22 protein-coding genes are annotated in these 25141 nt (G+C 64.9%); 12 read left to right on the forward strand and 10 right to left on the reverse strand.

Annotated features, from left to right (window positions below):
- Nucleotides 1-5: 5 nt before the first annotated feature.
- The 3 genes from JOE69_RS00420 to JOE69_RS00430 all read left to right on the forward strand — a co-directional run bounded on the left by JOE69_RS00420 (nucleotide 6) and on the right by JOE69_RS00430 (nucleotide 5759).
- A complete protein-coding gene (locus tag JOE69_RS00420; protein WP_309795118.1) occupies nucleotides 6-2891 on the forward strand; it encodes a DEAD/DEAH box helicase in 2886 nt (961 codons plus the stop codon).
- Nucleotides 2892-2949: 58 nt separating this feature from the next.
- Complete coding sequence (locus JOE69_RS00425; protein WP_309795120.1) at nucleotides 2950-4578, forward strand: amidohydrolase; 1629 nt, start codon at nucleotides 2950-2952, stop codon at nucleotides 4576-4578.
- Nucleotides 4579-5021: 443 nt separating this feature from the next.
- Nucleotides 5022-5759, forward strand: a complete 738-nt coding sequence (locus tag JOE69_RS00430) for a polyprenol monophosphomannose synthase (RefSeq protein WP_309795122.1) — start codon at nucleotides 5022-5024, stop codon at nucleotides 5757-5759.
- A 91-nt stretch (nucleotides 5760-5850) separates the two neighbouring features.
- Here JOE69_RS00430 and JOE69_RS00435 read toward each other — a convergent pair whose 3' ends face one another.
- From JOE69_RS00435 to yczR, 4 genes are all read right to left on the reverse strand, one after another.
- A complete protein-coding gene (locus JOE69_RS00435; RefSeq protein ID WP_296361800.1) occupies nucleotides 5851-6195 on the reverse strand; it encodes an RNA polymerase-binding protein RbpA in 345 nt (114 codons plus the stop codon).
- 136 nt (nucleotides 6196-6331) lie between these two features.
- Entirely contained in the window at nucleotides 6332-7306 is a 975-nt protein-coding gene (locus JOE69_RS00440; protein WP_309795124.1) for an SPFH domain-containing protein, read from the reverse strand.
- A gap of 70 nt (nucleotides 7307-7376) precedes the next feature.
- The gene (locus JOE69_RS00445) at nucleotides 7377-7868 is read right to left on the reverse strand and encodes an NfeD family protein (RefSeq protein WP_309795126.1); all 492 of its coding nucleotides are present in this window, start codon (nucleotides 7866-7868) and stop codon (nucleotides 7377-7379) included.
- A gap of 121 nt (nucleotides 7869-7989) precedes the next feature.
- Complete coding sequence (gene yczR, locus JOE69_RS00450) at nucleotides 7990-9399, reverse strand: MocR-like transcription factor YczR (protein ID WP_309795128.1); 1410 nt, start codon at nucleotides 9397-9399, stop codon at nucleotides 7990-7992.
- Nucleotides 9400-9615: 216 nt separating this feature from the next.
- Between yczR and yczE the strand changes: the two genes are divergently transcribed.
- Complete coding sequence (gene yczE / locus JOE69_RS00455) at nucleotides 9616-10314, forward strand: membrane protein YczE (RefSeq protein ID WP_309795130.1); 699 nt, start codon at nucleotides 9616-9618, stop codon at nucleotides 10312-10314.
- Here yczE and JOE69_RS00460 read toward each other — a convergent pair.
- The gene (locus JOE69_RS00460; RefSeq protein ID WP_309795131.1) at nucleotides 10244-11149 is read right to left on the reverse strand and encodes a methyltransferase domain-containing protein; all 906 of its coding nucleotides are present in this window, start codon (nucleotides 11147-11149) and stop codon (nucleotides 10244-10246) included. The two genes, yczE and JOE69_RS00460, sit on opposite strands and share 71 nt — an antisense overlap.
- Nucleotides 11150-11236: 87 nt before the next feature.
- Here JOE69_RS00460 and JOE69_RS00465 point away from each other — a divergent pair, with 87 nt between their 5' ends.
- Nucleotides 11237-13345, forward strand: a complete 2109-nt coding sequence (locus JOE69_RS00465; protein WP_309795133.1) for a S9 family peptidase — start codon at nucleotides 11237-11239, stop codon at nucleotides 13343-13345.
- On the opposite strand, the gene JOE69_RS00470 is transcribed toward JOE69_RS00465, so the two are convergent.
- On the reverse strand, nucleotides 13342-13983 hold the full coding sequence (locus JOE69_RS00470; protein ID WP_309795135.1) for a peptide deformylase: 642 nt from the start codon (nucleotides 13981-13983) through the stop codon (nucleotides 13342-13344). The genes JOE69_RS00465 and JOE69_RS00470 overlap by 4 nt on opposite strands.
- Nucleotides 13984-14070: 87 nt before the next feature.
- Here JOE69_RS00470 and JOE69_RS00475 point away from each other — a divergent pair, with 87 nt between their 5' ends.
- Nucleotides 14071-14475: a hypothetical protein gene (locus JOE69_RS00475; protein ID WP_309795137.1), complete on the forward strand. Its 405-nt coding sequence runs from the start codon at nucleotides 14071-14073 to the stop codon at nucleotides 14473-14475.
- 19 nt (nucleotides 14476-14494) lie between these two features.
- Here JOE69_RS00475 and JOE69_RS00480 read toward each other — a convergent pair whose 3' ends face one another.
- Both JOE69_RS00480 and JOE69_RS00485 read right to left on the reverse strand, forming a co-directional pair.
- Nucleotides 14495-15013, reverse strand: coding sequence for a gluconokinase (locus JOE69_RS00480; RefSeq protein ID WP_309795139.1), 519 nt, complete (start codon nucleotides 15011-15013; stop codon nucleotides 14495-14497).
- Nucleotides 15013-16449, reverse strand: coding sequence for a GntT/GntP/DsdX family permease (locus JOE69_RS00485; RefSeq protein ID WP_309795141.1), 1437 nt, complete (start codon nucleotides 16447-16449; stop codon nucleotides 15013-15015). The genes JOE69_RS00480 and JOE69_RS00485 overlap by 1 nt, the downstream gene beginning before the upstream one ends.
- Nucleotides 16450-16579: 130 nt before the next feature.
- Here JOE69_RS00485 and JOE69_RS00490 point away from each other — a divergent pair, with 130 nt between their 5' ends.
- From JOE69_RS00490 to pdxS, 5 genes are all read left to right on the forward strand, one after another.
- Entirely contained in the window at nucleotides 16580-17305 is a 726-nt protein-coding gene (locus JOE69_RS00490) for a FadR/GntR family transcriptional regulator (protein ID WP_309795143.1), read from the forward strand.
- Between the two features lie 92 nt (nucleotides 17306-17397).
- Entirely contained in the window at nucleotides 17398-19503 is a 2106-nt protein-coding gene (gene thrS, locus JOE69_RS00495; protein WP_309795145.1) for a threonine--tRNA ligase, read from the forward strand.
- A 71-nt stretch (nucleotides 19504-19574) separates the two neighbouring features.
- Nucleotides 19575-20120: an HIT family protein gene (locus JOE69_RS00500; protein ID WP_309795147.1), complete on the forward strand. Its 546-nt coding sequence runs from the start codon at nucleotides 19575-19577 to the stop codon at nucleotides 20118-20120.
- 4 nt (nucleotides 20121-20124) lie between these two features.
- Nucleotides 20125-20754, forward strand: a complete 630-nt coding sequence (pgsA, locus tag JOE69_RS00505) for a phosphatidylinositol phosphate synthase (protein WP_309795150.1) — start codon at nucleotides 20125-20127, stop codon at nucleotides 20752-20754.
- Between the two features lie 210 nt (nucleotides 20755-20964).
- Nucleotides 20965-21864 (forward strand): pyridoxal 5'-phosphate synthase lyase subunit PdxS, encoded by a 900-nt coding sequence (pdxS, locus tag JOE69_RS00510; RefSeq protein ID WP_296361825.1) that lies wholly within the window; start codon nucleotides 20965-20967, stop codon nucleotides 21862-21864.
- A 157-nt stretch (nucleotides 21865-22021) separates the two neighbouring features.
- Here pdxS and JOE69_RS00515 read toward each other — a convergent pair whose 3' ends face one another.
- Nucleotides 22022-22717 (reverse strand): GNAT family N-acetyltransferase, encoded by a 696-nt coding sequence (locus JOE69_RS00515; protein WP_309795152.1) that lies wholly within the window; start codon nucleotides 22715-22717, stop codon nucleotides 22022-22024.
- 2 nt (nucleotides 22718-22719) lie between these two features.
- Nucleotides 22720-24753, reverse strand: coding sequence for a M3 family metallopeptidase (locus JOE69_RS00520; RefSeq protein ID WP_309795154.1), 2034 nt, complete (start codon nucleotides 24751-24753; stop codon nucleotides 22720-22722).
- A 156-nt stretch (nucleotides 24754-24909) separates the two neighbouring features.
- On the opposite strand from JOE69_RS00520, the gene JOE69_RS00525 reads away from it, so the two are divergent.
- Nucleotides 24910-25095, forward strand: a complete 186-nt coding sequence (locus tag JOE69_RS00525) for a YegP family protein (protein ID WP_296361830.1) — start codon at nucleotides 24910-24912, stop codon at nucleotides 25093-25095.
- The last annotated feature ends 46 nt before the right edge of the window (nucleotides 25096-25141 follow it).

The raw sequence follows: 25141 nt of genomic DNA on the forward strand, positions 1-25141 counted from the left end.
GTTCCATGCGTGCACAGTCCTCGGTCCATCCTGATGAGTCGGCGGGCAACTCGCCGGCCGAACGATTCGAAGCTGCGAAGCAGCGGCAAGCCGAATCGCAGACCGAGTTCGGCGCTTTCAAAGAAACCTTCGACTTCGGGCTGGACGACTTCCAGGTGACGGCTTGCCGGTCCTTGGAAGCCGGTCGGGGAGTCCTGGTCGCCGCGCCGACCGGCGCCGGCAAGACGATTGTCGGGGAATTCGCGGTCTACCTGGCGTTGTCCCGCGGGCTCAAAGCCTTTTACACCACGCCGATCAAAGCCTTGAGCAATCAGAAATACTCCGAACTGGCGGCGAAATACGGCGCGGCCGACGTCGGCCTGCTGACCGGGGACTCCTCGATCAATCCGGAAGCCTCGATCGTGGTGATGACCACTGAAGTGCTGCGCAACATGCTCTACGCCGGCTCTGATTCCTTGGACGATTTGGCTTTCGTGGTGATGGACGAGGTGCACTACCTCGCCGACCGGTTCCGCGGTGCGGTGTGGGAAGAGGTCATCATCCACCTGCCCACCGATGTCCAGGTGGTCTCGCTCAGCGCCACCGTCTCGAACGCGGAGGAGTTCGGCGCCTGGCTCGATACCGTGCGCGGATCGACCGACATCATCGTTTCGGAACACCGGCCGATCCCGTTGTGGCAGCATGTGATGGTCGGCAAGGACATCGTGGACCTGTTCGCCGGCGATACTTCTTTCGACCAGCTGGCGGTGGCCGATCGGGATGCGGTTCCCGCGGTCAACACGGAATTGCTGGAATTGGCCCGCACCGAGTCCGAAAACCGGTCCCGGGGCCGCTTCGCGCATGGCCGCGGCGGGCGCAGCGGCGGCGGCAAGCAATGGCACGGGCGCAAGGGACAGGCTGCGGGTCGCGGCGATGCCCCACAGTCGCCGGCCCGGACGGCCAGCCGGTCGCAGGTGGTGTTGGCCCTGGAGCGGGCCAATCTGCTCCCGGCGATCTACTTCATCTTCTCCCGCGCCGGCTGCGATGCCGCGGTGCGCCAATGCGTCGACGCCGGAATCATGCTGACCACCGAGGCGGAACGCCAAGAAATCGCGGCGTTGATCGACGCCGCGAGCGAGGACATTCCCAGTGACGACCTGGATGTGCTCGGATTCTGGTCCTGGCGCGAGGGGCTGCTCCGCGGTATCGCTTCGCACCATGCAGGAATGCTGCCGACCTTCAAGGAAGTCGTCGAGTCCTTGTTCGCCCGGGGGCTGGTCCGGGCGGTCTTCGCCACCGAAACCCTGGCCCTGGGCGTCAATATGCCGGCCCGATCGGTGGTGTTGGAAAAACTCGAGAAGTTCAACGGCGAGGCGCATGTCAACATCACGGCGGGGGAATACACCCAGTTGACCGGGAGGGCCGGCCGCCGGGGCATCGACGTGGAGGGCCATGCCGTGGTGCTGTGGCAACCGGGAACCGATCCCGGTGCGGTGGCCGGTTTGGCTTCACGGCGAACCTATCCTTTGAACTCGAGTTTCCGGCCGACCTACAACATGAGCATCAACTTGATCGCCCAGTTCGGCCGGGCCCGGGCCCGGGAGATTTTGGAGTCTTCGTTCGCGCAGTTCCAGGCGGACCGATCAGTGGTCGGCTTGGCCAGGCAAGTGCGCAGCAGGGAGGAATCACTGGCCGGCTATCGCGAGTCGATGACCTGCCACCTCGGAGATTTCGCGGAGTACGCGCGATTGCGCCGAGAGCTTTCCGATGCCGAGAACGCCGCCTCGAAACAGCACAGCCGGGCCCGGCGCGATGCGGTGGACGAATCGCTCGCCGGACTGCGGCCGGGTGATGTGCTGGAAATCACTGCGGGCCGGATGCCGGGGTTCGCAGTGGTTCTGAGCAATGATCCGAATCTGCACGAACCCAAGCCCACGGTCCTGACCGATGCCCGCGAAACCCGGCGGATCAACCGGCATGACCTGGACGGCCCAGCCGTGCCGATCAACAAACTGCGGATTCCCAAACAGTTCAATCTGCGCCAGGCCAAGGATCGCAAGGACCTGGTGGCTGCACTTCGGCATGCCGTGCAGACCGCAGAGCCCGCGGCGGCGCAGCCGCCTGCGTTCAGCAGCTCCCGGCAGGTCGAACAGGAGGCGAAGATCAGCGCCCTGCGGCGGGCGCTGCGCGGGCACCCGTGCCACGGTTGCAGCGACCGGGAGGCGCATGCGCGTTGGTCTGAACGCTGGTGGCGGTTGCGCCGGGAAACTGATGCCCTGGTCCAGCAGATCCAAAGCCGCACCGGGACCATCGCGAAGACTTTCGACCGGGTGTGCGGCGTGCTGGAGAGCTACGGATTCTTGACCCCGGCCCCGGGCGGCGAAGGCCGGGAGCTGAAGCCGACTGCGGATGGCCAGCGGTTGCGCCGGATCTACGGCGAAAAAGACTTGTTGATCGCCTTGTGTTTGCGTGAAGGCGCCCTGGACCAGCTTGAAGCAGCGGAAATGGCGGCCTTCGCCTCGGCACTGGTTTATCAGTCCAAGCGTGAAGAGCGCGGGCTGCGCGTGAAGATGCCGAGCGCGGCCCTGGACGCGTCGATGGACGTGCTGGTCCGGCAGTGGTCGATGTTGGAGGACCTCGAGTCGCAGAGCCGATTGCCGTTGACCTCGGAACCCGAATTCGGCTTGGTCTGGCCGATCCACAAATGGGCCCGCGGCCGGCATCTGGAACGGGTGCTGGAGGGCACGGACCTGGCTGCCGGGGATTTCGTCCGCTGGGCCAAGCAAGTCATCGACCTGCTGGACCAATTGGCCTCGGTACCGGGTCTGGCGCCCGGGGTCCGTAGCGCCTGCGTCGAAGCGATCGAACGCATTCGGCGCGGCGTCGTGGCCTATTCGTCGTTGGCCGAATAGCGCCGAGCAACCGCAACTGCATGTCGTGGGCCTCATCGCGGGCTCCGGAAGGAAGACAATGGCTTTGACCCTTTACCGCAATGGATCCGTGTACAGTGCGGCTGATCCACTGGCCAGCGCAATGCTCGTGGACGGGAACACGGTGGCCTGGGTCGGCGGCGAACATGCGGCCACATCGGTCTACGACTCTTCGATGCGGCTGGTCAATTTGCGCGGGGCGCTGATCACACCGGGCTTCGTGGACTCGCATGTGCATCTCACCGAAACCGGGGTTGCGTTGGAGTCCTTGGATTTGGGTGCGGCGAATTCGTTGCAGGCGCTGCTGGACGAGGTTGCCGGAGCGGTCCGGAGCCCGGGGGTGCTGCTCGGATTCGGTTGGGACGAGACCGCTTGGCCGGAAGGCCGGCCGCCGACCGCCGAAGAGCTGGACCGGGCCGGATCAGGTGCCGAGATCTATCTCGCCCGGGTGGACGTGCATTCCGCCGTGGTTTCGAGCAGTCTGGCCAGGCGTCTGGAGCTGCCCGGGTTGCCCGGTTGGCGTCCCGACGGCGTGGTGACCGGCGAAGCGCACCGGATCGTGCGCGATGCGGTGCGGGACTTCGACAGTGCCACCAGGGAGCGCTACCAGACAGCCGCCTTGCATGCCGCGGCCGCCTCCGGCCACGTTGCGGTCGCGGAGATGGCGATCCCCGGGGCAGGTGCACTGGCGGATCTGGGCAGATTGATGCAGCGGTCCGCCTCGGAGCCGGGGTATCCGGAAGTCCTTCCGTACTGGGCTCAGGCGATCAGCAGTGCCGAGCAAGGCCGGGAAGTGCTCCGGGATTTGGCAGAACACGGAGTCCGGCCGCGCGGGCTCGGCGGGGATTTGAATGTCGATGGTTCGATCGGATCCCGGACCGCGCGCCTGCGTGCGGAGTACGCCGACCTTCCGGGGCGCCGGGGGACCCTCTCCCTGGACGAAGAGCGCATCGCCGAGCATCTTGCGGCTTGCAGCGAGCTCGGTTTGTCCGGCGGATTCCACATCATCGGCGATGCCGGCATGGATGCGGCGGTGGCCGGCCTGCGGCGGGCCGCAGAGACCGTGGGAGCGGCGGCCGTACGAGCCGCAGGGCACCGTTTCGAACACGCCGAGATGATCGATCAGGCGGCGATTGCGGCCCTCGCCGAGTTCTCGGTGACTGCGAGCTTGCAACCGGCCTTCGACGCGCTCTGGGGCGGCCCCGGAGGGCTCTACGAGGCACGTCTGGGCGCTGGTCGGTCCGGACGGATGAACCCGATCGCGGAGCTGTTCGCTGCCGGTGTCCCGGTCTGTCTCGGTTCCGATTCGCCGGTCACCCCTTTCGACCCCTGGGCCGGAGTCAAAGCATGTTTGGCCCATCATCAGCCGGCGCAACGGATTTCGGCCAGGGCGGCCTTCCTGGGTTACAGCCGTGCCGGTTGGCGTGCGGCGAAGGAGCAGGATCCGATGATCGGGCAACTCGTCCCCGGTGCGCCGGCGAGTTTCGCGGTCTGGCAGGTCGACGAACTGATGGTGCAGGTAGCCGATGAGCGGGTGCAGTCATGGAGCACCGACCCCAGGTCCCGCACCCCGCTGCTGCCGGCTTTGGACACCGAGAATGCTCCGCAGTGCCTGCTCACCGTGCACCGCGGCGAAGAACTCTACGCTGCCGCCGAGGCAGATTTCTAGGCGCTCCGGAAGAATTGGAGAACTCATGGGGGACGACACGCCGAAGCCGTCCGGAATACGAAAATATTCCGTAAAATTTGGTATTCGGATATCCCCGCCTGACCTGCGGAAACACACAAAGCCGCAGGTCAGAAGGATATTGACAGTTCGAACACAGCACGTAGGATTTTAGCTCAACGGGTTTCTTCAAGAAGCAGTTGGGGAAAGGCCTGGCCACGGCGAGACCAGTATTCCGGCAATGATTCGGGTGCATGTCCGAATCAGCACCGAAGAATGCTGTGCGTCGGTGGCTCTTGTAACGGGTAGGTTCACGCGTCAGTAGAAAACAGTTTGGATGCACCACGACGGCGGCATCGGAATTGGCCCGAAGGCGCGTGAACCTACCCATTTCCTTGCCCGTATAATGGATCTTTGGTGCCAGCTGAGCAACGAAAGGCCATTGCGTGCGCGTCCTGACAATTATCCCGACCTACAACGAGCTCGAGTCGTTACCGAAGACGTTGACTCGACTCCGCGAGGCGGTTCCTTCAGTCGATGTGCTGATCGCAGATGACAACAGCCCGGACGGCACCGGTGAACTGGCTGACCAGTTTGCGGCAGCCGATCCGCAGGTGAAGGTCTTGCACCGGAAGGGCAAAGAGGGCCTGGGTGCGGCCTATATCGCCGGATTCAACTGGGGTCTCGAAGCCGGTTACGACGTCCTGGTGGAAATGGACGCCGATGGCTCGCATCAGCCTGAGCAGTTGCCGTTGCTGCTCGACGCGGTCGAGCAGGGCGCCGATTTGGTGCTCGGCTCCCGTTGGGTGCCCGGTGGGAAAGTGGTCAACTGGCCCTTGCACCGGAAGCTGATCTCGCGCGGTGGAAGTCTGTATTCGCGGATCCTGCTCGGCGTCAGATACCGCGACATCACCGGAGGATACCGGGCCTTCCGCCGGGAAACCCTGGAGCAGATCGACCTGACCAAGGTCGATTCGGTGGGCTACGGATTCCAGGTGGACATGCTGTGGCGGGCCGCGCAGCTCGGCTTGAAGATCGTCGAAGTTCCGATCACGTTCGTGGAACGCGAATTCGGGGCCTCCAAGATGAGCGGCAACATTTTCCAAGAAGCGGTGCTCAATGTCACCAAATGGGGCTTGACTGCGCGCTGGAACAAACTGACCGGCAAGCAAGCGAAGCGGTAACCGGGCTCACCGGCAAAGCTGCGCTGGGCCGGGACTGGCAGGAGCACGGAAAAGGGCGGAACCAACGGTTCCGCCCTTTTCGGTATTGCGACTAGCTGACTTTTTCGCCGCGCTTGGCCCGGAGGATCTTCAAACGGTCATCGAGGATCTGCTCCAGTTCCGGCACCGAGCGGCGTTCCAAGAGCATGTCCCAGTGCGTGCGGACGGCCTTTTCATTCGAATCGACCGGCTTTTCGCCATCGACCAGGATCGCTTCTTTGCCGGTTTTGGAAACCCACACCGGCGGAATCTCGGCTTCTGCGGCAAAGGTCACGAAAACCTGTTCGCCGTCTTCGCAACGGTACTCCACGCGTTGCCGCGGAGCCGGCTCCACGCCGGATTCCGTCTCCATGCTCTGGGCGCCCAGACGCATGCCACGCAAGCTGCGATCACTCATGATTTCTCCCTTTGCTCAAAATCTCTGCCTTGGCTTCAACGTCGCACGGCGGCACTCTGTTCCCACTCGGAAAGCCGCCGCCGACGGATAGGCAAGGTTTCCATTATAGCTGCCCGGCACCCGCCTTCGCGCAGGCTCAGGCGCTGTGGCTGCCTCCGCTGCTGCCGCTCGGCGGTTCCGGTGCCTCGAATCCGGCTTCGGCGCCGGCCTCGGCGCTGTCCGGGCTGACTTTTCCGAGCACGTTGCCGATGCCTTTGAGCGCTTCGCCGACCTCGGACGGGATGATCCAGAGCTTGTTGGACGAACCGTCGGCTAGTTTCGGCAAGGTTTGCAGGTACTGGTAGGCCAGGAGCTTCTGGGTCGGGTTGCCCTTGTGGATGGCGCCGAAAACCTTCTGGATCGCCTGCGACTCACCGTCGGCGCGCAGGATCGCCGCCTTGGCGTCGCCTTCGGCCTTCAAGATCGCCGATTGCCGCTCGCCTTCTGCGGTGAGGATCTGCGATTGCTTGGTGCCTTCGGCGGTCAGGATGGCAGCCCGGCGGTCCCGCTCGGCGCGCATCTGCTTCTCCATCGAATCCTGGATCGACAGTGGCGGGTCGATCGCTTTGAGCTCCACCCGGGAGACCCTGATGCCCCAGCGTCCGGTGGCTTCGTCGAGCACGCCACGGAGTTGGCCGTTGATCTGGTCCCGGCTGGTCAGCGCCTCTTCGAGATTCAAGCCGCCGACCACATTGCGCAGGGTCGTCGTGGTCAGCTGTTCCACGGCCTGGATGTAATTGGCGATTTCGTAAGTCGCGGCCCGGGGGTCGGTGACTTGGAAGTACACCACGGTGTCGATGGAAACCACCAGGTTGTCTTCGGTGATCACCGGCTGCGGGGGAAACGAGACCACCTGTTCGCGAAGGTCCAGCAGCGGGAGCAAACGGTCCACGAAAGGGATCAAGATCGTCAATCCCGGGTTGAGCGTGCGCTGGTACTTGCCCAGCCGCTCGACCACGCCGGCCCGGGCCTGCGGAATGATCCGCACCGAGCGGACCAAGACGATCACGACGAAGATGATGAGAACCAGCAGCACGATTGTCAGTGCTACGCCTCCGGCATTGCTACCCATTTTCCCTCTGTTCCCTTGCGGTTTCGGTCATCGGTTCAAATTTGGACGTGCGGCTCCGGCCGTGCGGGGCTCAGGCTCCGGCGGAAGCCGCGGAATGTCCGGCTTCGGGGCGTGCCGGCAGCGCGGCGACCACTGCGGTTGCGCCGTCAATGGAGACCACTTCGACGTCGGTCCCGGCAGGAAGCGGCACACCGTCCTTGCTCCGAGCGCTCCAGATGTCACCACCGATTTTGACTTGGCCGGCGTCGGCGCTCACCGGGGCGATGACCAAGGCGGGATGGCCGATGAGCCGGGCCACATTGGTCCGCAATTCGCCGGGGCCCTTGTGCAGGTGCCGCAGGGCGATCGGCCGGACGAAGAAGATCATGGCCAGGGCGACCACGCAGAAGACGATCACTTCGACCCACAGCGGCGCGCCGAGCACATCGGCGATCAGCGCGGCGAGCGCGCCCACCGACATCATGATGAAAAAGAGGTCCAGGGTCAGCATCTCGATGACCGCCAGGACCAGGAAAAGAATCAACCACAGCGCCCAACCGTTGTCGAACAACCACTCGAACATTGAATCCCCCTTGATCTGCAGCCAGCTGATACGAAGTATCCAATCAGCCTACTACGTGGGGATTTCGGGCACAGCACATCCGGACAATAAATCTAATCTGAGATCTTATTGAGACCAAGCCTCAGATCACGGCTTGCAACGGCATCCGAGCCGGGGCGCTGCCGACGCTCCGCGAAGCGCGCAACAGTGCCTGCACGCCGGCCGCGAGTTCGTCCTGGCGATAGGTGAACGGGATCCGCAGGAACCGTTCGAAGGCCCCTTCAAGACCGAACCGCGGCCCGGGCACCAGGGCCAGGCCCTCGCTGCGTGCGGCCAACGCCAAAGCCGAGGAAGAGACGTCGCCGGTGTTGATCCAGAGCGACATGCCGCCGTCGGGCACGTGGAGCTGCCACTGCGGAAAATTGGCTTGGATTTCGGCGACCAGGAAATCCCGTCCGCTGCGCAAGTCCCGACTCCGGTTGGCGACCATCAAATCGGCGTCGCGCAACAGCGCGATGGAGGCCAGTTGTTCCAGCATCGGAGTGCCGAGGTCGAAGGCCGGCCGGGCCCGTTGGACCCGGGCCAGCAAGTCCCGGGAGCCGCGGATCCAGCCGATCCGCATGCCGCCCCAGGCGAGCTTGCCCAACGAGCCGATGGTGACCACGGTACCGGAGAACGCAGCCATCGGCGGCAATTCGCCACGATCGATGTCCAGCATCGCGGTGGTTTCGTCGGCGATCAGCACGGTCCCTTCGCGTTGTGCCAAGCGGGCCAGCCGTTCCCGGTCCTCCGCGGACATGCTGGCCCCGGTCGGATTCTGGAAATCCGGCATCAGGAAGGCCATGCTCGGAGCCGCCCGGCGGATCAGCATCTGACCCTCGGCGATGTCCCAGCCATCGGCTGAGCTGACCGGCATGGCGAGCAATCGGGCGCCGGCGCCCAGAAACGTGTCGATCGCGTGCGGGTAGGTCGGGTGTTCCACCAGAATGCGTTCGCTGGGCGAGTAGATGGTGTGCGTCAGCAAACTCAGCGCGTGTTGCGCGCCGAGCGTTATCAAGATCTGGTCCGCGCTAGTGGGCAGGCCGCGGCGTCCGTAGTGTTCGGCGACCGCGGCGCGCAATTCCGGCAGGCCCTGCATGTCGAAGCCGTGGTGGCCCAAGTAGGCGGGCAATTGCTCCACCGCGAATTGGTAGGCCGCGGGGAGCCCGGGATAGGCGGCAGCTGCGGCCTTGGTGAAATCCAAGGCCAGTTCCTGCGGGCCGCCCGGGCCGCCGCGCTTGCCGTCGGGGAGCACCAGGGTGGAACCGGATCCTCGGATGCTGCGCAGATACCCGTCATCGCGCAGTTGCGCGTAGGCGGCGGCAACCGTGGTCCGGGAGATCTGCAAGGCGGTGCTGAGCTCCCGCTCCGCGGGCAGCCGGGTGCCGCTCGCCAAACGGCCGTCGATCAACATGACCCTGATCCGGTCCGCCAAGGCGAGGTAAGCGGCCCGGTGGGTACGCCATTCGCCGAGTTCCCGGGCCATCCTCCGTGCGGAGACAATTTGGTTCATGAGTCCACTTTAAGCCGAATTGGCTACCTGGTCCCACGCCAAAGAGCGAGAATTGGCTCTTTCCGGTGGGGCCAATTGCTCGCAAGCTGTCAGTAGCCGGGAAATTTGGCCGAAAGGTCCCGGCTCGATGCCGTCCAAACCCTGCGGGTCCGCCCGGCCTCGAATGCTGCTTTCCATGAATCGCCACAACCAAGAATCGAGAGTGCAAGCCGCCGCATGAAGACGTTTCTCACCACCGGGAACCTCCCGGTCAGGCTGGTCCGACTGTTCTTGGGCCTGTTCGCCTACGGTTTTGCGATCGCGTTGATGATCCGGGCCAATCTGGGCGCTTCTCCTTGGGATGTTTTCGGCCAAGGCCTGGCGCACAGCACCGGACTGTCCTTCGGCATCTGCACGATCCTCATCTCAGCCGGCGTGCTGCTGCTCTGGATTCCGTTGCGGCAATGGCCGGGGTTCGGAACCTTGGCGAATGCGCTGTTGATCGGGATCTTCGCGGATCTGAGTTTGGCCATGCTGCACCAACCCCAGGCGCTGTGGCTGCAAGCCCTGATGTTTCTCGCCGGGCTGGTGCTGCTGGCCTTCGCCACCGCGTTGTATGTCGGAGCCCGGTTGGGGCCCGGCCCGCGGGACGGTCTGATGACCGGGCTGGTTCGGCGCACCGGGAAACCGGTCTGGATCATCCGGACCGGAATCGAGGTGGTCGTGGTCGCGATCGGATTCCTGCTCGGCGGCGTCGCCGGGCTGGGCACCTTGGTCTTCGCGTTGGGCATCGGCCCGGTGACCCAGCTGGCGTTCCGCTTGCTGAGCGTGGATCTGCACGCGGTGCGCAGGCCGGTAGCAGCGCTCAGCGGCCGGGCAGGCGCAGCACCGGTGGGTCGGTCGGCGTCGGCAGCGGCCGGAAAGCTGAAATCCTGAAGCCGAAGTGGACCCGGTATTCGGCCTGGTCCATCGCCCGGAGCGCCTCCGGGTCCAGGTGGTGGCCGGTGGGGCCCATCAGGAGCAAGTCTTTCGCTTCTGCGTTGTGCAGCGTAGCAGCAACCCGGATCTCAGTTTCCGCCAAGCTGGTGAACCGGCCTTCGACGGCAGCTGCGAGGGCGGCCTGTTTTTCCGGTTGTTGGCCGAGCCTGCCGTCCAGGGCGGGCAGCCCGGAAAGATGCTCCGGCAGCGGGGTGGCGATCACGAGCAACCCGTCCGGGCGCAGCACCCGGTGGAATTCGTCGATGTTGCGCGGCGCGAAGACCACGAACAGGGCGTCGGCGCTGTCCGCAGCCAACGGCAACGGCCGCCAAAGGTCCCAGACCAGGGCGAGCATTCCCGGATTGGCCCGGACCGCGTGGCGCAAGGCTTCCGGGGACAAATCCAGACCGATCGCCGGATAGCCGGAAGCAGCACCCCGGAGCAGCCCGGCGAGGTAATGCCCGGTCCCGCAGCCGGCGTCCACGATCAGTGGATTTGCGCCCGGCTGCGGAGCGAAATCGGCAAACGCCCGGTCGAGCCCTTCGACCAAGGGTTCGAAATGCCCGGAAGCCAGAAACGATGCCCTGGCCCGAACCATCGAGGCGGAATCCGGGGTGAATTTGCTGCTGCTCCCAGTGATCAGATTCAGATACCCGTGCCGCGAGCGGTCGAAGCGATGCCCGGATTCACAAGCCACTCCGGCAGTGCCCTCGGCAGTGAAACTGAACGATCCGGCGCAGACCGGACAGATCAGCGCGCCCAGCGGTTGCCCGGGCCAGGGTTTGGGTTCCATCCGTCAATCCTAGGCTGCCCGGCGCAGCGGCGTTCACCCGCCGGGAGCCCTCGACGCGGGCTGCCGATAGGACTAGGCTCACCTAGCGTGAAACCAACTCATCTCCCACTCGTCAACTCCGTTTCGGCACCCACTCTGCATCCCGACGGGAGCGCCGCGGTCGTGGCGGTGTCGCACCCGGATTTCGATGCCGACGGTTATGTCGGACAACTGTGGCGGGTGCCGGTCGACGGCTCGGCTGCGCCGCGCCGGATCAGCAGAGGATTCCGCGACTCGGCTCCTCGGTATTCTCCGGACGGGAAGGTATTGGCCTTCATCCGCTCGGCTCCCGGCAAAGCCGGCCAGATCCACATCGTGGACGCGGCCGGCGGCGAGCCGCAGCCGATCACGGACCGGAAGCTGGGCATCGAGTCCTTTGACTGGTCGCCGTCGGGGGAGCAGATCGTGTTCGCCTCGGCCGAACCGGAGCCGGGCCGTTATGGGACCGTGGAAGGAGTGGGGCCGAATGCTGAGGACCCGCGCCTGATCACTTCCTTCAAATACCGGATGAACGGCGACGGTTTCATCCTGGACAAACCGGTCCAGGTGTTCATCGTCGACGTTCCGGCAGTGGATGCCGAGCCGCTGGTCGAGCCGCAGGGCCGGGCCAAGCAGCTTGCGGCCGATTCCGGCACGGCCGCACCGTTCTCCGCGGTGCCGCAGCCCCGCGCCTTGACCTCGGGGCCGTTGCTGCACTCCGCGCCGCGGTTCAGCGCCGACGGCGACCGGGTCTATTTCACCGCTGACGATCCGGCGCGCAGCGACCTGTGCACCGAGCTCTACGTGATGCCGGCCGAGGGCGGGGAGGCCACGCAACTGAGCAACCAGCCGTTTTCCGGGTTGTCCGTGTACCGGGCGCAGGAATCTGCGGACGGCGCCTGGCTCTTCGTTCTGGCCGAGGATCTGGGCATGCGGGGGATGGACTTCGTCGGGAGCCAAGTCGGCGTCTATGCGGCACCGAGCGACGGTTCGGCGCCTTGGCGGCGGTTGACCGATCAGAACCAGCAGGACTTCGGGGAATCTCCGGATCTGGTCCGGATCGGTGCCGATGCGGTGCTGGCCCTGGAGCGGCACCGCGGTGCGCAGCGGGTGTGGAAAATCAGTGCCGCCGGTAGCGAGCTGCTGTTCGATGCCAATTTGGTGGTGACCGCGGCCGCCGCTGCGGCCGGGACTGTGGTGCTGTCCTATACCGGGCCGGACAGCTTCGGCGATCTGGGAGTCCTGATCGACGCCGGCACTGTCGACGCCGGCACTGTCGACGCCAGCACTGTCGATGGCGGCACTGCCGATGGCGACACTGCCGACGGCGGGCTGCGCCGGCTCAGTGACTTCTCCGCGGCGTGGCGGGCCGAAGCCCGGACGGTGCCGGCGGTCGAACACACTTTCGCCGGATCGGACGGCTACCCGGTGCACGGCTGGGTGCTGCTGCCGGAAGGTCCCGGACCGCATCCGGTGCTGTTGAACATCCACGGCGGGCCGTTTTCGCAATACGGCTGGGGGATCTTCGACGAAGCACAGGTTTATGCCGGTGCCGGCTATGCCGTGGTGATGTGCAATCCGCGCGGCTCCGGCAGTTACGGCCGGGACCACGGCCGGGCGATCAAGGAGGCTTTCGGCACCTTGGACCTGGCCGATGTGATGAGTTTCCTGGACGGCGCGCTGGCGCAGTATCCGCAATTGGATGCGCAGAGCCTCGGTGTGATGGGCGGATCGTACGGCGGCTACCTGACCGCCTGGACGATCAGCCAGGACCACCGCTTCCGGGCGGCAATCGTGGAACGAGGCTTCTTGGACCCGGTGAGCTTCGTCGGATCCTCGGACATCGGCTGGCTGTTCCCGGACGAATACAACGGCACCGACCCGGAGCGGATCGCCGCGCAATCGCCGATGGCTCAGATCGGCCAGGTCCGAACGCCGACTATGGTGATCCATTCGGAAGAAGACTGGCGTTGCCCGATCGAGCAGGGGCAACGCTATTTCGTCGAGCTGAAGCGGCGGGGAGTGGAAACCGAGCTCCTGGTGTTCCCGGGTGAAAGCCACGAGCTCTCCCGCTCCGGTTTGCCACGGCATCGGAAGCAGCGCTTCGAACACATCCTGCGTTGGTGGGCGAAGCACCTGCCGTCCGCGGCGAATCCGGCAATTCCGGAGGAGTCCTAGAAGCCCAAGCCGCGCTGGGCCAGCCCGATGCCGGGTTCGGCCCAGCGTGCGGCATACTCCGCATTGCTGGCCAGCGATCGGAGGATTGCCTTGTCGAGGTAGAGTTCGCCGGCCAGATGGTCGGTCTCGTGTTGCACGATCCGGGCCGGCCAACCGGAAAATTCACGGTACTGGGCCACGCCGTCGGGTGATTCGAAATGCAGGCCGACGGCCCGGTGGCGCGGCACCACGGCCTGCCAGCCGTCGACTGAAAGACAGCCTTCGTAAAACTCGGCCATTTCCGGGCCCAGCGCTTCATAACGCGGGTTGAGCACCGCGAAGAACTCCAATTCGGTGCGTTCCCGGAGTGTTGCGGCTTCGGGTTCGATCAGGTGCCGGTCTTCGAGCACCGCGAGTTGCAGGCTGATACCCAGCTGCGGCGCGGCCAAGCCGACTCCGGGCGCGGCGTGCATGCAACGGCGCAGCAGATCGATCAGTTCGGTCAGCTGCGCGGGCTCGAGCTGGCAGGTCCACCGAGCGGCCGGCGTGCGCAGAGCCGGATGCCCGGCTTGCACGATGGCCGGAAGCACGCCGTCGGCTGCTGCGGCCAGCATCGCGGCGACTTGGTCTTGCAGGGGTGCGCTCGGGTTCTCGGCCATCCGGCCATTCTAAAACGGCCGGGCTCCGATTCGGCACCGTGTTCCGGAGCCGTCCGCAGCTGCGGGTGCCGGGGATATGCTGAGTTCATGGCCGATCCGGACGAACACCGATTCTATGTTTACTTCCAGCAAGGCGCGGCGGCTCTGCCGGATGCGGTGCAGGCTTTGACGCTGCACGATCTGAGTGCCGGCGCGCTCGATTCGGTGCCGGAGTCCTTTTCGGTTGTCGCTGAAGGCCTCGAATTCGTGGTCACCCTGGACGAGTCGGCCGCAGCCGCACAACATGCCAGGGCGATGGCTGAGCAAACCGGGTTCCGAGGTCTTGCCGCTTGCGATGCCAGGTTCGCCGTCGAGGTCGCTGACCTTCCGGCCGCCTTGTCCGAGATCAACACCATGATGGAGTTGCAGGGCGCGTTGCAGGATTGCTGCAACGGGTACGTGGTCTTGGCGTGGAACGACGGGGTCGTCGAGCCGTGGACAGTCGAAAGCTGACCCGACCTGGGACGGCGGCTCAGTCCGCTGCCAAGCCGAGCCTTCGGATGATTTCCGCCGCCTCTTCGGCCGGGGCATGGCCGATGCCCACCGTGATCGACCGTTCGTCGGGTTCCGGGGGCTGCAAGGCTTCGAATTGCGAATCGAGCAACGCGGTGGGCATGAAATGTCCGTGCCGGGCCGCCAACCGGTCCTTGATTTCGGCCCGGCTGCCATGCAGATAGACGAAGACCACACGCTTCGGGCTGCCTGCGGCGAGCCGGTCCCGGTAGGCCCGTTTCAGCGCAGAGCAGGTCACCACCGCCGGCAGCCCGGCGGCTTCATGCGCCCCGATCCATTCCGCGATCCGATCCAGCCAAGGCCAACGGTCGGCATCGTCCAGCGGGATCCCGGCGGACATTTTGGCCACATTGGCGGCCGGGTGCAGGTCGTCGCCCTCCAGATAGTCCCAACCGAGCTGTCCGGCCAACAATGCGGCCACGGTTGATTTTCCGGATCCGGAGACGCCCATCACCACGAGAATCGGCTGCTGGTCCATCAACTCACCCCCCACAACTGTAGCAACCCGGACAAGAGCATCACGAGCCCGAATCCGATCACTGAGATCAGTGTCTCCATCACTGACCAGGTTTTGAAAGTCTGCCCCACGGTCAACCCGAAAAGCTCCTTGACCAACCAGAAGCCAGCGTCGTTGACATGCGAAAAGAACAAGGAGCCGGCGCCGATCGCCAAGGCCAGCAGGGCGGCTTGGCTGGGCGGCAACGAGGTCGCCAACGGCGCCACGATTCCGGCTGAGGTGATCGTGGCCACGGTTGCCGAACCGGTGGCCAGCCGCAAGGCCACGGCGATCAGGAAGCCGAGTAACAACACCGAAAGCTGCGCCGATTGGGCCCATTTGGCGACTGTGTCGCCGACCCCCGCGCCGATCAGCGATTGTTTGAAGCCGCCACCGGCGCCGACGATCAGGATCACCGCGGCGATCGGGCCAAGGCTTTGGCCGATTTTCTTGCCCAAGGCTGCCCCGGACAGCCCGACGGCGTAGCCGAAGGTGACCATGGCGAGCAGTACCGCCAAGGTCATGGCCACCAGGGGCTGGCCGAGGAAATCGAAGAACACCCGGACCGGACTGGGGTTCTTGGCGTCCGGTGAAAGGATGTCGATGACTGCTTTGAGCAGCATCAGGAACACCGGGAAGACGATGGTCAAGACGGTGACCGCGAAGCTGGGCGGCCGTTTCACGTCGGGATCGATGCCCTCGCGCGTGGTGTCTACGCCGCCCGCGGTCTTCGGTGCGCCGACCGGAACCCAACGGGCGGCCAGTGGGGCGAACAGCGGTCCGCAGATGATCACCGTGGGCACCGCGACGAGGATCCCGAAAATCAAGGTCAGCCCGAGCGGCGCACCGACGGCTTGGATCGCAATCAGCGGTCCGGGGTGCGGTGGCACCAGGCCGTGCAGCACCGAGAGCCCGGCGAGCGCCGGGATCGCGATCCGCATCAACTTGCTCCCGGAGCGCTGGGCCACCAGGACGATCACTGGCAACAGCAGCACCAGGCCGATCTCGAAGAACATCGGCAGGCCGATGATGACCGCGACCAGGGCCATCATCCAGGGCACTTTGGCCCCGGAGACCTTGGCTAGCAGGGTGTCCACGACCTTGTTGGCGCCGCCGGAATCCGCCATCAACTTGCCGAGCATCGCGCCCAAGCCGATCAGCAGGCCGACCTCCTGCAACACCGAACCCACGCCGGCTTCGTAGTTGCCCACCACCTTGCCGAGTTCGACGCCGGAGCCGAGGCCGACCACGGCAGCACCTAGGGTCAGCGCGAGGAAAGGGTGCATTTTGAAGCTGGCGATCAGGACCACGATCAGTGCGATGGCCACGGCGGCGACCACGATCAAGAGCGTGTCACGGCCGTTCCAGGATTGTGCGGCGGCGACCTCGGTGCTGAGCGTCGCGGTGGGTTGGAACATGGAACCTCATTGTCCGGATGGCCCCTTGATTCGGGGCTGCTGGGGGTATTGTGTGTCAGATTATCCAGAAAGTATGCTTTATTCAATGTCTGCTCAATATAAAGCAGATGCAGATGATGGAGATGGCTTGATGACGGAGCAGGAGCGGCGCGGACGTGAAGACTTCGTCCACGGGTTCGGCCAGGACATCGTGGCCGGAGTGCTGTCGGCCGGCAGCATCCTGCGCACCGAAGATTTGCAGCAGCGATACCGCTGCACCCGGTCCGTGGTCCGGGAGGGGACCCGGGTGCTGCAGGCCTTGGGGCTGGTGTCCGCGAAGCGCAACGTCGGGGTCCGGGTAGCCGGGTCGGCCCACTGGAATGTCTTCGACCGCCAGGTGATCCACTGGCGGCTCAACGGGCCGGACCGGGACGGGCAGTTGTTGTCGATCACCGAACTGCGGCTGGGCATCGAACCGCTCGCGGCCAACTTGGCGGCGGCACGGATCGGTGCCGCCGAGGGCCGCCGCTTGACCGGTCTGGCCGGGGAACTGCTCGCGGCAGGCAACGCCGGCGACTTGGCCACGTTCCTGGCGATCGACATCGAATACCACGCCACGATCCTGCGCGCTTCCGGGAACGAAATGTTCGCCCATCTGCACGAAGCCGTCGGCGAGGTGCTCAGCGGCAGGACCGCGCATGGATTGATGCCGGAACAGCCGCAATCCAGAGCTCGCCACTGGCACGTCGGCGTGGCGGATGCGATCCAGCGCGGCGCGGCGTCGGAAGCGGAAGACCAGATGCGCAAGATCGTGCTGTTGGCAGCCGAAGAAATGCGTTCCCTGCTCGGGGTTCCGGGCCAGCGGCAGGATTCCTGAGCTGCGGGCTCCGGCCCGGCAACCGGTGGCAGGGAGGTTGGCCGCAGCGGCGCCGAGCCGATAACATCAGGGAGGCTGGTTGCGGTCCCCGTATGCCGTCTTCCACACAGCCGGAACGCGCCCAGGAGGCTCTTTTGTCGGAATCGTCAGCTCGATCCATCTCGCTTACCGTGGACGGACTTCCACGCATTGTAGCTGAGGGGACTACGGGCACTGAGCTGTTCCGGGATCGCCGTGATGTGGTGGTGGCCCGGGTCGACGGCGATCTCCGGGATCTCGACCAGCCGCTGCCGGAAGGCTCGACGGTGGAGGCGGTGACCATCGAATCGCCGGAGGGCCTCGAGGTGCTGCGGCACTCCACCGCGCACGTGATGGCGCAAGCCGTCCAGCAGCTCCGGCAGGATGCGAAACTGGGCATCGGCCCGTACATCACCGATGGTTTTTACTTCGATTTCGACGTCGAAGAACCGTTCACCCCGGAAGATCTCAAGCAACTCGAAAAGATGATGCTCAAGATCGTCAATTCCAACCAGCGCTTCGTCCGCCGGGTGGTGAGCGAAACCGAAGCGATCGAGGCGATGCGGAACGAGCCGTACAAGTTGGAATTGATCGGACTCAAGGGCGGCGGCGCGGAGGCGGCCGAGGGCGCTTCGCAGGAAGTCGGCGCCGGGGAGCTGACCATTTATGAAAACCTGGACCGCGAGGGCAAGGTGGTCTGGCAGGATCTTTGCCGTGGCCCGCATCTGCCAAACACCAAGCTGATTTCGAATGCCTACGCGCTGACCCGCAGTTCGGCTGCTTATTGGCGCGGAAACCAGGCGAACAAACAATTGCAGCGGATCTACGGCACCGCCTGGCCGACTAAAGACGCGCTCAAGGCCTACCAGGAACGGATCGCCGAAGCGGAACGCCGGGACCACCGGAAATTGGGCACCGAGCTGGATCTGTTCTCCTTCCCGGACGAGTTGGGTTCCGGCCTGCCGATCTTCCATCCCAAGGGCGGCATCATCCGCAAGGAGATGGAAGACTACTCGCGCGCCAGGCATACCGAAGCCGGCTACGAATTCGTCTACACGCCGCATATCACCAAGGGCCACCTTTACGAGGTTTCCGGGCATTTGGACTGGTACCGGGACGGCATGTTCCCGCCGATGCAGGTGGACGCCGAGCTCAATGAGGACGGCACCGTCCGCAAGCCGGGCCAGGACTACTACCTCAAGCCGATGAACTGTCCGATGCACAACCTGATTTTCCGCTCGCGGGGCCGTTCCTACCGGGAACTGCCGTTGCGGCTCTTCGAATTCGGTTCGGTCTACCGCTATGAGAAATCCGGGGTAATCCACGGTCTGACCCGGGTGCGCGGGATGACTCAGGACGACGCACACATTTACTGCACCCGGGAGCAGATGAAGGACGAGCTGACCGCAACTCTGAACTTCGTTCTGGGTTTGCTCAAAGACTACGGTCTGGCGGATTTCTATTTGGAACTCTCCACTAAGGACCCGGAGAAGTACGTCGGATCCGACGAGGTCTGGGAAGAAGCCACCCGCACCCTGGCCGAAGTGGCAGCCGAATCGGGCCTGGAACTGGTGCCCGATCCGGGCGGCGCGGCTTTCTACGGACCGAAGATCTCCGTCCAGGCCCGGGATGCGATCGGCCGGACCTGGCAGATGTCCACGATCCAACTGGACTTCAACCTGCCGGAGCGCTTCGAGCTGGAATACCAGGCGGCGGACGGCTCCCGGCAGCGGCCAGTGATGATCCACCGGGCGCTTTTCGGTTCGGTCGAACGATTCATGGGCGTGCTCACCGAGCACTATGCCGGGGCCTTCCCGGCCTGGTTGGCTCCGGTGCAGGTGGTCGGGATCCCGGTGGCCGAGGCATTCAACGACTACATGGCCGACGTCGTCGCGCAATTGCGGGCCGCCGGAGTGCGGGCGGATCTGGACCTGTCGAGTGATCGGTTCCCGAAGAAGATCCGCACGGCCAGCAAGGACAAGGTCCCGTTCGTGCTGATCGCCGGCGGCGAGGATGCGGAAGCCGGTGCGGTGTCGTTCAGGTTCCGGGACGGCAGCCAGGACAACGGGGTGCCGGTCGCCGAGGCGATCGAGCGCATCGTCCGGGCCATCCGGGAACGCGCCACGGACGCGGAATTGACCTCGGGCAGCGCTGATTCCGAGTCGGTTCCGGGTTCCTGAACCGTGGACCAGTCGAAGCCCGCTGATCGAAATCCAGAGTTGATTCGCGCCCGGTACCGGAAGGTGTGCTGATGACTGAGCAAACCGATGATTTCGAGCTCGCCGGGGTGCCGGACGCCTTTCAACGGTTGTGGACGCCGCATCGCCTGGCCTACATCAAGGGCGGCCAGGGCCAGTTCGGCAAGGGCGAACAGGACTGCCCGTTCTGCCTGGCGCCGACCAGATCCGATGCTGATTCGCTCATCGTGCACCGCGGCGAGTCCTGTTTCGTGGTGCTGAACCTCTTCCCGTACAACCCCGGCCACCTTTTGGTCTGCCCGTACCGGCACATTCCGGATTACACCGATCTCACGGTTGCCGAGACAGCCGAGTTCGCCGAATTGACGCAGACCGGGATGCGGGTGCTGCGTTCGGTGGCGAATCCGTCCGGTTTCAACCTGGGCATGAACCAGGGCGTCACCGGGGGCGCGGGCGTCGCAGCGCACCTGCACCAGCACATCGTGCCCCGCTGGGGCGGCGACGGGAACTTCCTGCCGATCATCGCGCAGACCAAGGCGATCACGCAGACCTTGGCCGAGGTCTGGGATCAGGTCCGATCAGCCTGGCCCGAGGACTGAAACCATGCTGAACAAATATGCCCGCGGATTGTTCGCCGCGATTTTCCGGCCGATTGCTTTGTTCCTGGTGCGCCGCGGGGTTTCCCCGGACACGGTGACCATCGTCGGCACGCTCGGCGTGATGGCCGGGGCTTTGGGTTTCTACCCGCTCGGCCAGTTGTTCTGGGGGACCGTGCTGATCACGGTGTTCGTCTTTTCGGACATCGTCGACGGGCTGATGGCCCGGCAGCTGAACCGGAAAGGGCCCTGGGGGGCTTTCCTGGACTCGTTCCTGGACCGGGTCGGCGACAGCAGCGTCTTCGTCGGCATCGTGATCTGGTTTTTCACCGGGGGAGCCAATCCGGCGATCGCAGTCTCGGCTCTGATTTGTTTGGTGCTCAGTTCGCTGGTCTCCTACAGCAAGGCCCGGGCCGAAGGCCTGGGCCTGACCGCGAATGTGGGCATTGCGGAACGATCGGAACGCCTCGTGGTGGTGCTGGTGGCCACCGGCCTGGTCGGGTTGGGAATCCCGGACTGGGTGCTGCTGGCGGTATTGCTGCTGCTGGCGGTGGCAAGCCTGGTCACGGTATTCCAACGGGTGTTCACGATCCGTCGCCAGGCCTTCGAGATCGCGGACGCCGAACCTCCGCGCTGAAGGCTTCCGCGACGGTGCAGGCCACGGAAAATCCTGTGGCCCTTAAAGCGCAGTTTTGCCGAAAAATTGGACTTGTCCGCGCCTCGGGGGACTAGCATCGACGCTAGTTGAGCGGTCTGCCCCGGCAGGCCAATCCGATGCCAATTCAAAGCCAGTTCACTGTGGTCTGTGGTCACTGTGGCTGATCCCAGGAAGCGTGAGGAAGTAACAATGAGCGAATCGACGACGTCGGTCACCGGAAGCAGCCGGGTCAAGCGCGGCATGGCGGAAATGCTCAAAGGCGGCGTGATCATGGACGTGGTCACCGCCGAGCAGGCCCGGATCGCCGAGGACGCCGGTGCAGTCGCGGTCATGGCGTTGGAACGGGTGCCGGCCGATATCCGCGCGCAGGGCGGAGTTTCCCGGATGTCCGATCCGGACATGATCGATTCGATCATCGCCTCGGTGTCCATCCCGGTGATGGCCAAAGCCCGGATCGGGCACTTCGTCGAAGCCCGGGTGCTGCAATCCCTCGGCGTCGACTACATCGACGAATCCGAAGTGCTGACCCCGGCCGATTACACCAACCACATCGACAAATGGCAGTTCACCGTGCCCTTCGTCTGCGGGGCCACGAACCTGGGCGAGGCACTGCGCCGGATCAACGAGGGCGCGGCGATGATCCGTTCCAAGGGCGAAGCCGGAACCGGAGACGTGTCCAATGCGACCACGCACATGCGCCAGATCCGGGCGGAGATCAGCCGGCTCAGCTCGATGGCCGAAGACGAACTCTACGTCGCGGCGAAGGAGCTTCAGGCACCCTACGAACTGGTCAGAGAAGTCGCCGAACGCGGCTCCTTGCCGGTGGTGCTGTTCACCGCGGGCGGCATCGCGACGCCGGCCGATGCCGCGATGATGATGCAGCTCGGCGCCGACGGAGTATTTGTCGGCTCCGGCATCTTCAAGTCCGGCAACCCGGCGCAGCGCGCTGCCGCGATCGTCAAAGCCACCACCTTCCACGACGACCCCGACGTGATCGCGCAAGTATCGCGCGGACTGGGCGAGGCCATGGTCGGCATCAACGTCGAGGAAATCCCGGAACCGCACCGCTTGGCCGAGCGCGGCTGGTAGCCAACCCTCCCCGCGCGAGCGCACCGTTAATCGCAGTGTTTTTGACTAACACCGTGCTCAACTGTGCACTCGCGCGGGGGTAACTGTGCGTTCGCGCTGGGTCTAGGGGGCTGAGGCGCTGTCCGGCGGGCTTGGCGGTAGAAGTCGGTGGTAAAAACTAGCCCAGGTGCAGCCAGTACGTCTGGCCGCGCCCGATCAGTTCGAAGCCGTGGCTCCGGTAAAGCCGCTCCCCGGCGGGCGTCGAATTCAGCAGCAGCGTCTGCACGCCTTCGTTCCGCGCGCGGTCGGCCAAAGCCCGGAGGATCCGGCTGCCCAGTCCCTGCCGCTGGCGGGACTCCAGGACGCACATGTCGAAGACGCCGGCCAATCCGGTTCGGACCGGCCGTAGCCCGGCGGTTTCGGCCTGGGCGGGTATGAAGAGGCTGCCGCTCGCCGCCCAGTCGCCGTCGGGCGCCAACTCGGCCGACCAGGCACCCGCCGGCAGGTCCAAGCCCCGGTGGGTGGCCAATGGCGGGTCTTCCGGCGGGACGTCGGCGACCGCCGCTGCCATCCACCACGGCTGCCAGCCGATCTCGAAGCCGAGTCCGAGGGCCTGTGGGACCCGGACCGCGGCATTGCTCCAGAGGCCCACGGTCTTGGCACCCAAACGGACCGCTTCGGCCAGCGCCGGCCGCAGGCCGGCTTCGTCGACCCGCTCCGGGAACAAACCGTACAAAGCACGCTCCGCCGGATTCCAGGCCCAATCGATGCCATGCGTGCTGAAGGTCTTACCGCCTTTGGCGATGGCCGATGTGCGCAGCCAATCCGTCTGCACCGCCTCGCAGTCCCGGATCCGGACGCCCTGCACCGGCATGGTCAGTTCAGGCCCCGCCGGTCGAGCAGTGGTTGGATCTGCGCATCCCTGCCGCGGAAGTTCCGGAAGGCCTGCAACGGGTTGATCCGATTGCCCCTGGAGAGCAGCTCGCGGCGGAAGTGCTCGCCGTTGTCCGCAGTCAAGCCGCCGTGCTCCTTGAACCATTCCACGGTGTCCGCGTCCAGCACTTCGGACCAGATGTAGGCGTAATAACCGGCCGAGTACCCGCTGGCGAAGATGTGGTTGAAGTAGCCGGTCCGGTAGCGCGGCGGCACCTGCGGCAGATCGACCCCGGCGGCTTGCAGCGCCTTGGTTTCGAATTCCAACGGGTCGCCGGGGTCGACGCCGGCAGCCAACTGGTGCCAGGCCTGGTCCAACAGGGCAGCGCCGAGGTATTCCGTGGTGGCGAAGCCTTCGCCCCACAGGCTGGCGGCCCGCAGCCTGTCGATGATTTCGGGGGCGAGCGGCTCGTCGGTTTCATGGTGCCGGGCGTAGTTCGCGACGACCTCGGGCCACAGGATCCACATCTCATTCACCTGGGAGGGGTACTCGACGAAGTCCCGGGGCACATTGGTGCCGGAGAACCTGGGGTAGGTGACCTCGGAGAACAGCCCGTGCAGGGCGTGGCCGAATTCGTGGAAACAGGTCACCACTTCGTCGTAGCTCAACAGCGCGGGTTTCCCCGCGGCCGGTTTGGAGATATTGAGGTTGTTCACCACGACTGGACGTTCGTCCAACAGATCGGACTGCGCCACGAGTTCGTTCATCCAGGCGCCGCCGTTTTTGCTGTCCCTGGTGAAGTAGTCGCCGAGGAACAGCCCCAGGCCGCTGCCGTCGCGGTTCTTCACCTCCCAGACGCGCACGTCGGGGTGGTAGCCCGGCAAGTCGTCCCGGAGTTCGAAGGTCAATCCGTACAGTCGGTTTGCGGCGAAGAAGACCCCGTCGTGGAGCACCCGATCGAGTTCGAAATACGGCTTCAGCGCGGCCAGATCGATGTCGAAGCGTGCGGCCCGGACCTTTTCGGCGTAGAAGGACCAGTCCCAGGCTTCGATCGGGTGGCCGGCTTGCTCGGCCAGGGCGGCCGCTTCCGCCGCGGCATTGCGGACTGCTGCCGGGGCCAGCGAAGCCAGCATGCTGCCGATCGCGGTGAGTGATGGCGCGGTCTGGTTGGCGGTTTCGAATTCGGCGTGGTTCGCGAAGCCCAGCAGCTCTGCCCGCTCGGCCCTCAAGGCGGCGATCTGTTTGGCGGTCGGCAGGGTTTCGATGCCATCCGGCGTGGCACCGCGCTGCACCGAAGCGGTGTGCAGCCGCTGCCGCACGTCGCGGTTCTCGAGTGCGGCAAGGGCCGGTTGGTTGCTGGGCAGGATCAGCGTGAGCAGGTAGCCGCCCGGATGGCCGGCTTGGTCGGCGGCCTCGGCCGCGGCGGAGATTTCGACGTCGGACAGCCCGGCGAGCTCGGCCGGATCGGAGACCAGGACCGCGGCGCGGTTCATATTGGCCACGCTGTCCTGGCCGAATCGGGTGCTCAACTCGGCCAGCGCGCTGTTCAGCTCGCGCAACCGGGCCTTGGCCGGCTCGTCGAGCGCGGCGCCCAGCCGGCGGAACTCGTCCAGGTACTCCGCGACCAATCGTTGCGCTTCATCCGCCAGTCCGTCCGTCTCAATCGCCGCGAACCGCGCGTACAGGGTGGAATCCAGCGTGATCGCATCTGAATGCGCACTGAGCTGCGGTGCGATTTCGCGTTCGATCTCCTGGATTTCGGCGCTGGCATCGGCGCTGGCGAGATTGAAGAAGACGTAGCTGACGTTGCGCAGCAAGCGGCCGGACCGCTCCATGGCTTCCGCGGTGTTCTGGAAATCCGCCGGTTCCGGATTGCTCCGGATTGCGGCTATTTCCGCCAAATGCGCCTGGAATCCGGCCGCGAAAGCCGGCAGATAGTGCTCGGTGCGAATCGCCTCGAAGTCCGGCAGGCCGTAGGGCAGCGGGCTGTCGTGGAGCAGCGGATTCCGCAGTGAATCCTGGTCAGAAGTAGGCATGAGTCGACTCTTTCATGCTCAGCGGAACTGGACAACGCCGGGACCGGAAAATGCGATGCGGAAAAGGCTTTCATTTCCAGGATGCGGATCTACACTGTAGACGTTGGATTCCATTCGCGGTCGCCGCAAGGTTTCCGCAAACAGAGAGGTTCAGGCATGGCAGGCAAGTTTGAGCTCTACGAAGACAAATCCGGTGGTTTCCGTTTCCGTCTGAAGGCAGGCAATGGCGAGGTTATTGCCACCTCTCAGGGGTACAAGACCAAGAAGAGCGCAATGAACGGCATCGATTCGGTCCGTCGCAATGCTGATTCCCAGGTCGTCGAGGTTCCCAAGGCTGAATGATTCCAGCCTGAAGTGAAGTTCCGAAACAAGCACGTCGAAGGGCCTG

The organism is Arthrobacter russicus, assembly GCF_031454135.1.
GTDB classification, from domain to species: domain Bacteria; phylum Actinomycetota; class Actinomycetes; order Actinomycetales; family Micrococcaceae; genus Renibacterium; species Renibacterium russicum.

Coding starts and splice junctions, on each gene's coding strand:
- JOE69_RS00420 (WP_309795118.1), top strand. CDS start 6: ATGCGTGCACAGTCCTCGGTCCATCCTGATGAGTCGGCGGGCAACTCG.
- JOE69_RS00425 (WP_309795120.1), top strand. CDS start 2,950: ATGGCTTTGACCCTTTACCGCAATGGATCCGTGTACAGTGCGGCTGAT.
- JOE69_RS00435 (WP_296361800.1), bottom strand. CDS start 6,195: ATGAGTGATCGCAGCTTGCGTGGCATGCGTCTGGGCGCCCAGAGCATG.
- JOE69_RS00440 (WP_309795124.1), bottom strand. CDS start 7,306: ATGGGTAGCAATGCCGGAGGCGTAGCACTGACAATCGTGCTGCTGGTT.
- JOE69_RS00445 (WP_309795126.1), bottom strand. CDS start 7,868: ATGTTCGAGTGGTTGTTCGACAACGGTTGGGCGCTGTGGTTGATTCTT.
- yczR (WP_309795128.1), bottom strand. CDS start 9,399: ATGAACCAAATTGTCTCCGCACGGAGGATGGCCCGGGAACTCGGCGAA.
- yczE (WP_309795130.1), top strand. CDS start 9,616: ATGAAGACGTTTCTCACCACCGGGAACCTCCCGGTCAGGCTGGTCCGA.
- JOE69_RS00460 (WP_309795131.1), bottom strand. CDS start 11,149: ATGGAACCCAAACCCTGGCCCGGGCAACCGCTGGGCGCGCTGATCTGT.
- JOE69_RS00470 (WP_309795135.1), bottom strand. CDS start 13,983: ATGGCCGAGAACCCGAGCGCACCCCTGCAAGACCAAGTCGCCGCGATG.
- JOE69_RS00475 (WP_309795137.1), top strand. CDS start 14,071: ATGGCCGATCCGGACGAACACCGATTCTATGTTTACTTCCAGCAAGGC.
- JOE69_RS00480 (WP_309795139.1), bottom strand. CDS start 15,013: ATGGACCAGCAGCCGATTCTCGTGGTGATGGGCGTCTCCGGATCCGGA.
- JOE69_RS00485 (WP_309795141.1), bottom strand. CDS start 16,449: ATGTTCCAACCCACCGCGACGCTCAGCACCGAGGTCGCCGCCGCACAA.
- JOE69_RS00490 (WP_309795143.1), top strand. CDS start 16,580: ATGACGGAGCAGGAGCGGCGCGGACGTGAAGACTTCGTCCACGGGTTC.
- thrS (WP_309795145.1), top strand. CDS start 17,398: ATGCCGTCTTCCACACAGCCGGAACGCGCCCAGGAGGCTCTTTTGTCG.
- JOE69_RS00500 (WP_309795147.1), top strand. CDS start 19,575: ATGACTGAGCAAACCGATGATTTCGAGCTCGCCGGGGTGCCGGACGCC.
- pgsA (WP_309795150.1), top strand. CDS start 20,125: ATGCTGAACAAATATGCCCGCGGATTGTTCGCCGCGATTTTCCGGCCG.
- pdxS (WP_296361825.1), top strand. CDS start 20,965: ATGAGCGAATCGACGACGTCGGTCACCGGAAGCAGCCGGGTCAAGCGC.
- JOE69_RS00515 (WP_309795152.1), bottom strand. CDS start 22,717: ATGCCGGTGCAGGGCGTCCGGATCCGGGACTGCGAGGCGGTGCAGACG.
- JOE69_RS00520 (WP_309795154.1), bottom strand. CDS start 24,753: ATGCCTACTTCTGACCAGGATTCACTGCGGAATCCGCTGCTCCACGAC.
- JOE69_RS00525 (WP_296361830.1), top strand. CDS start 24,910: ATGGCAGGCAAGTTTGAGCTCTACGAAGACAAATCCGGTGGTTTCCGT.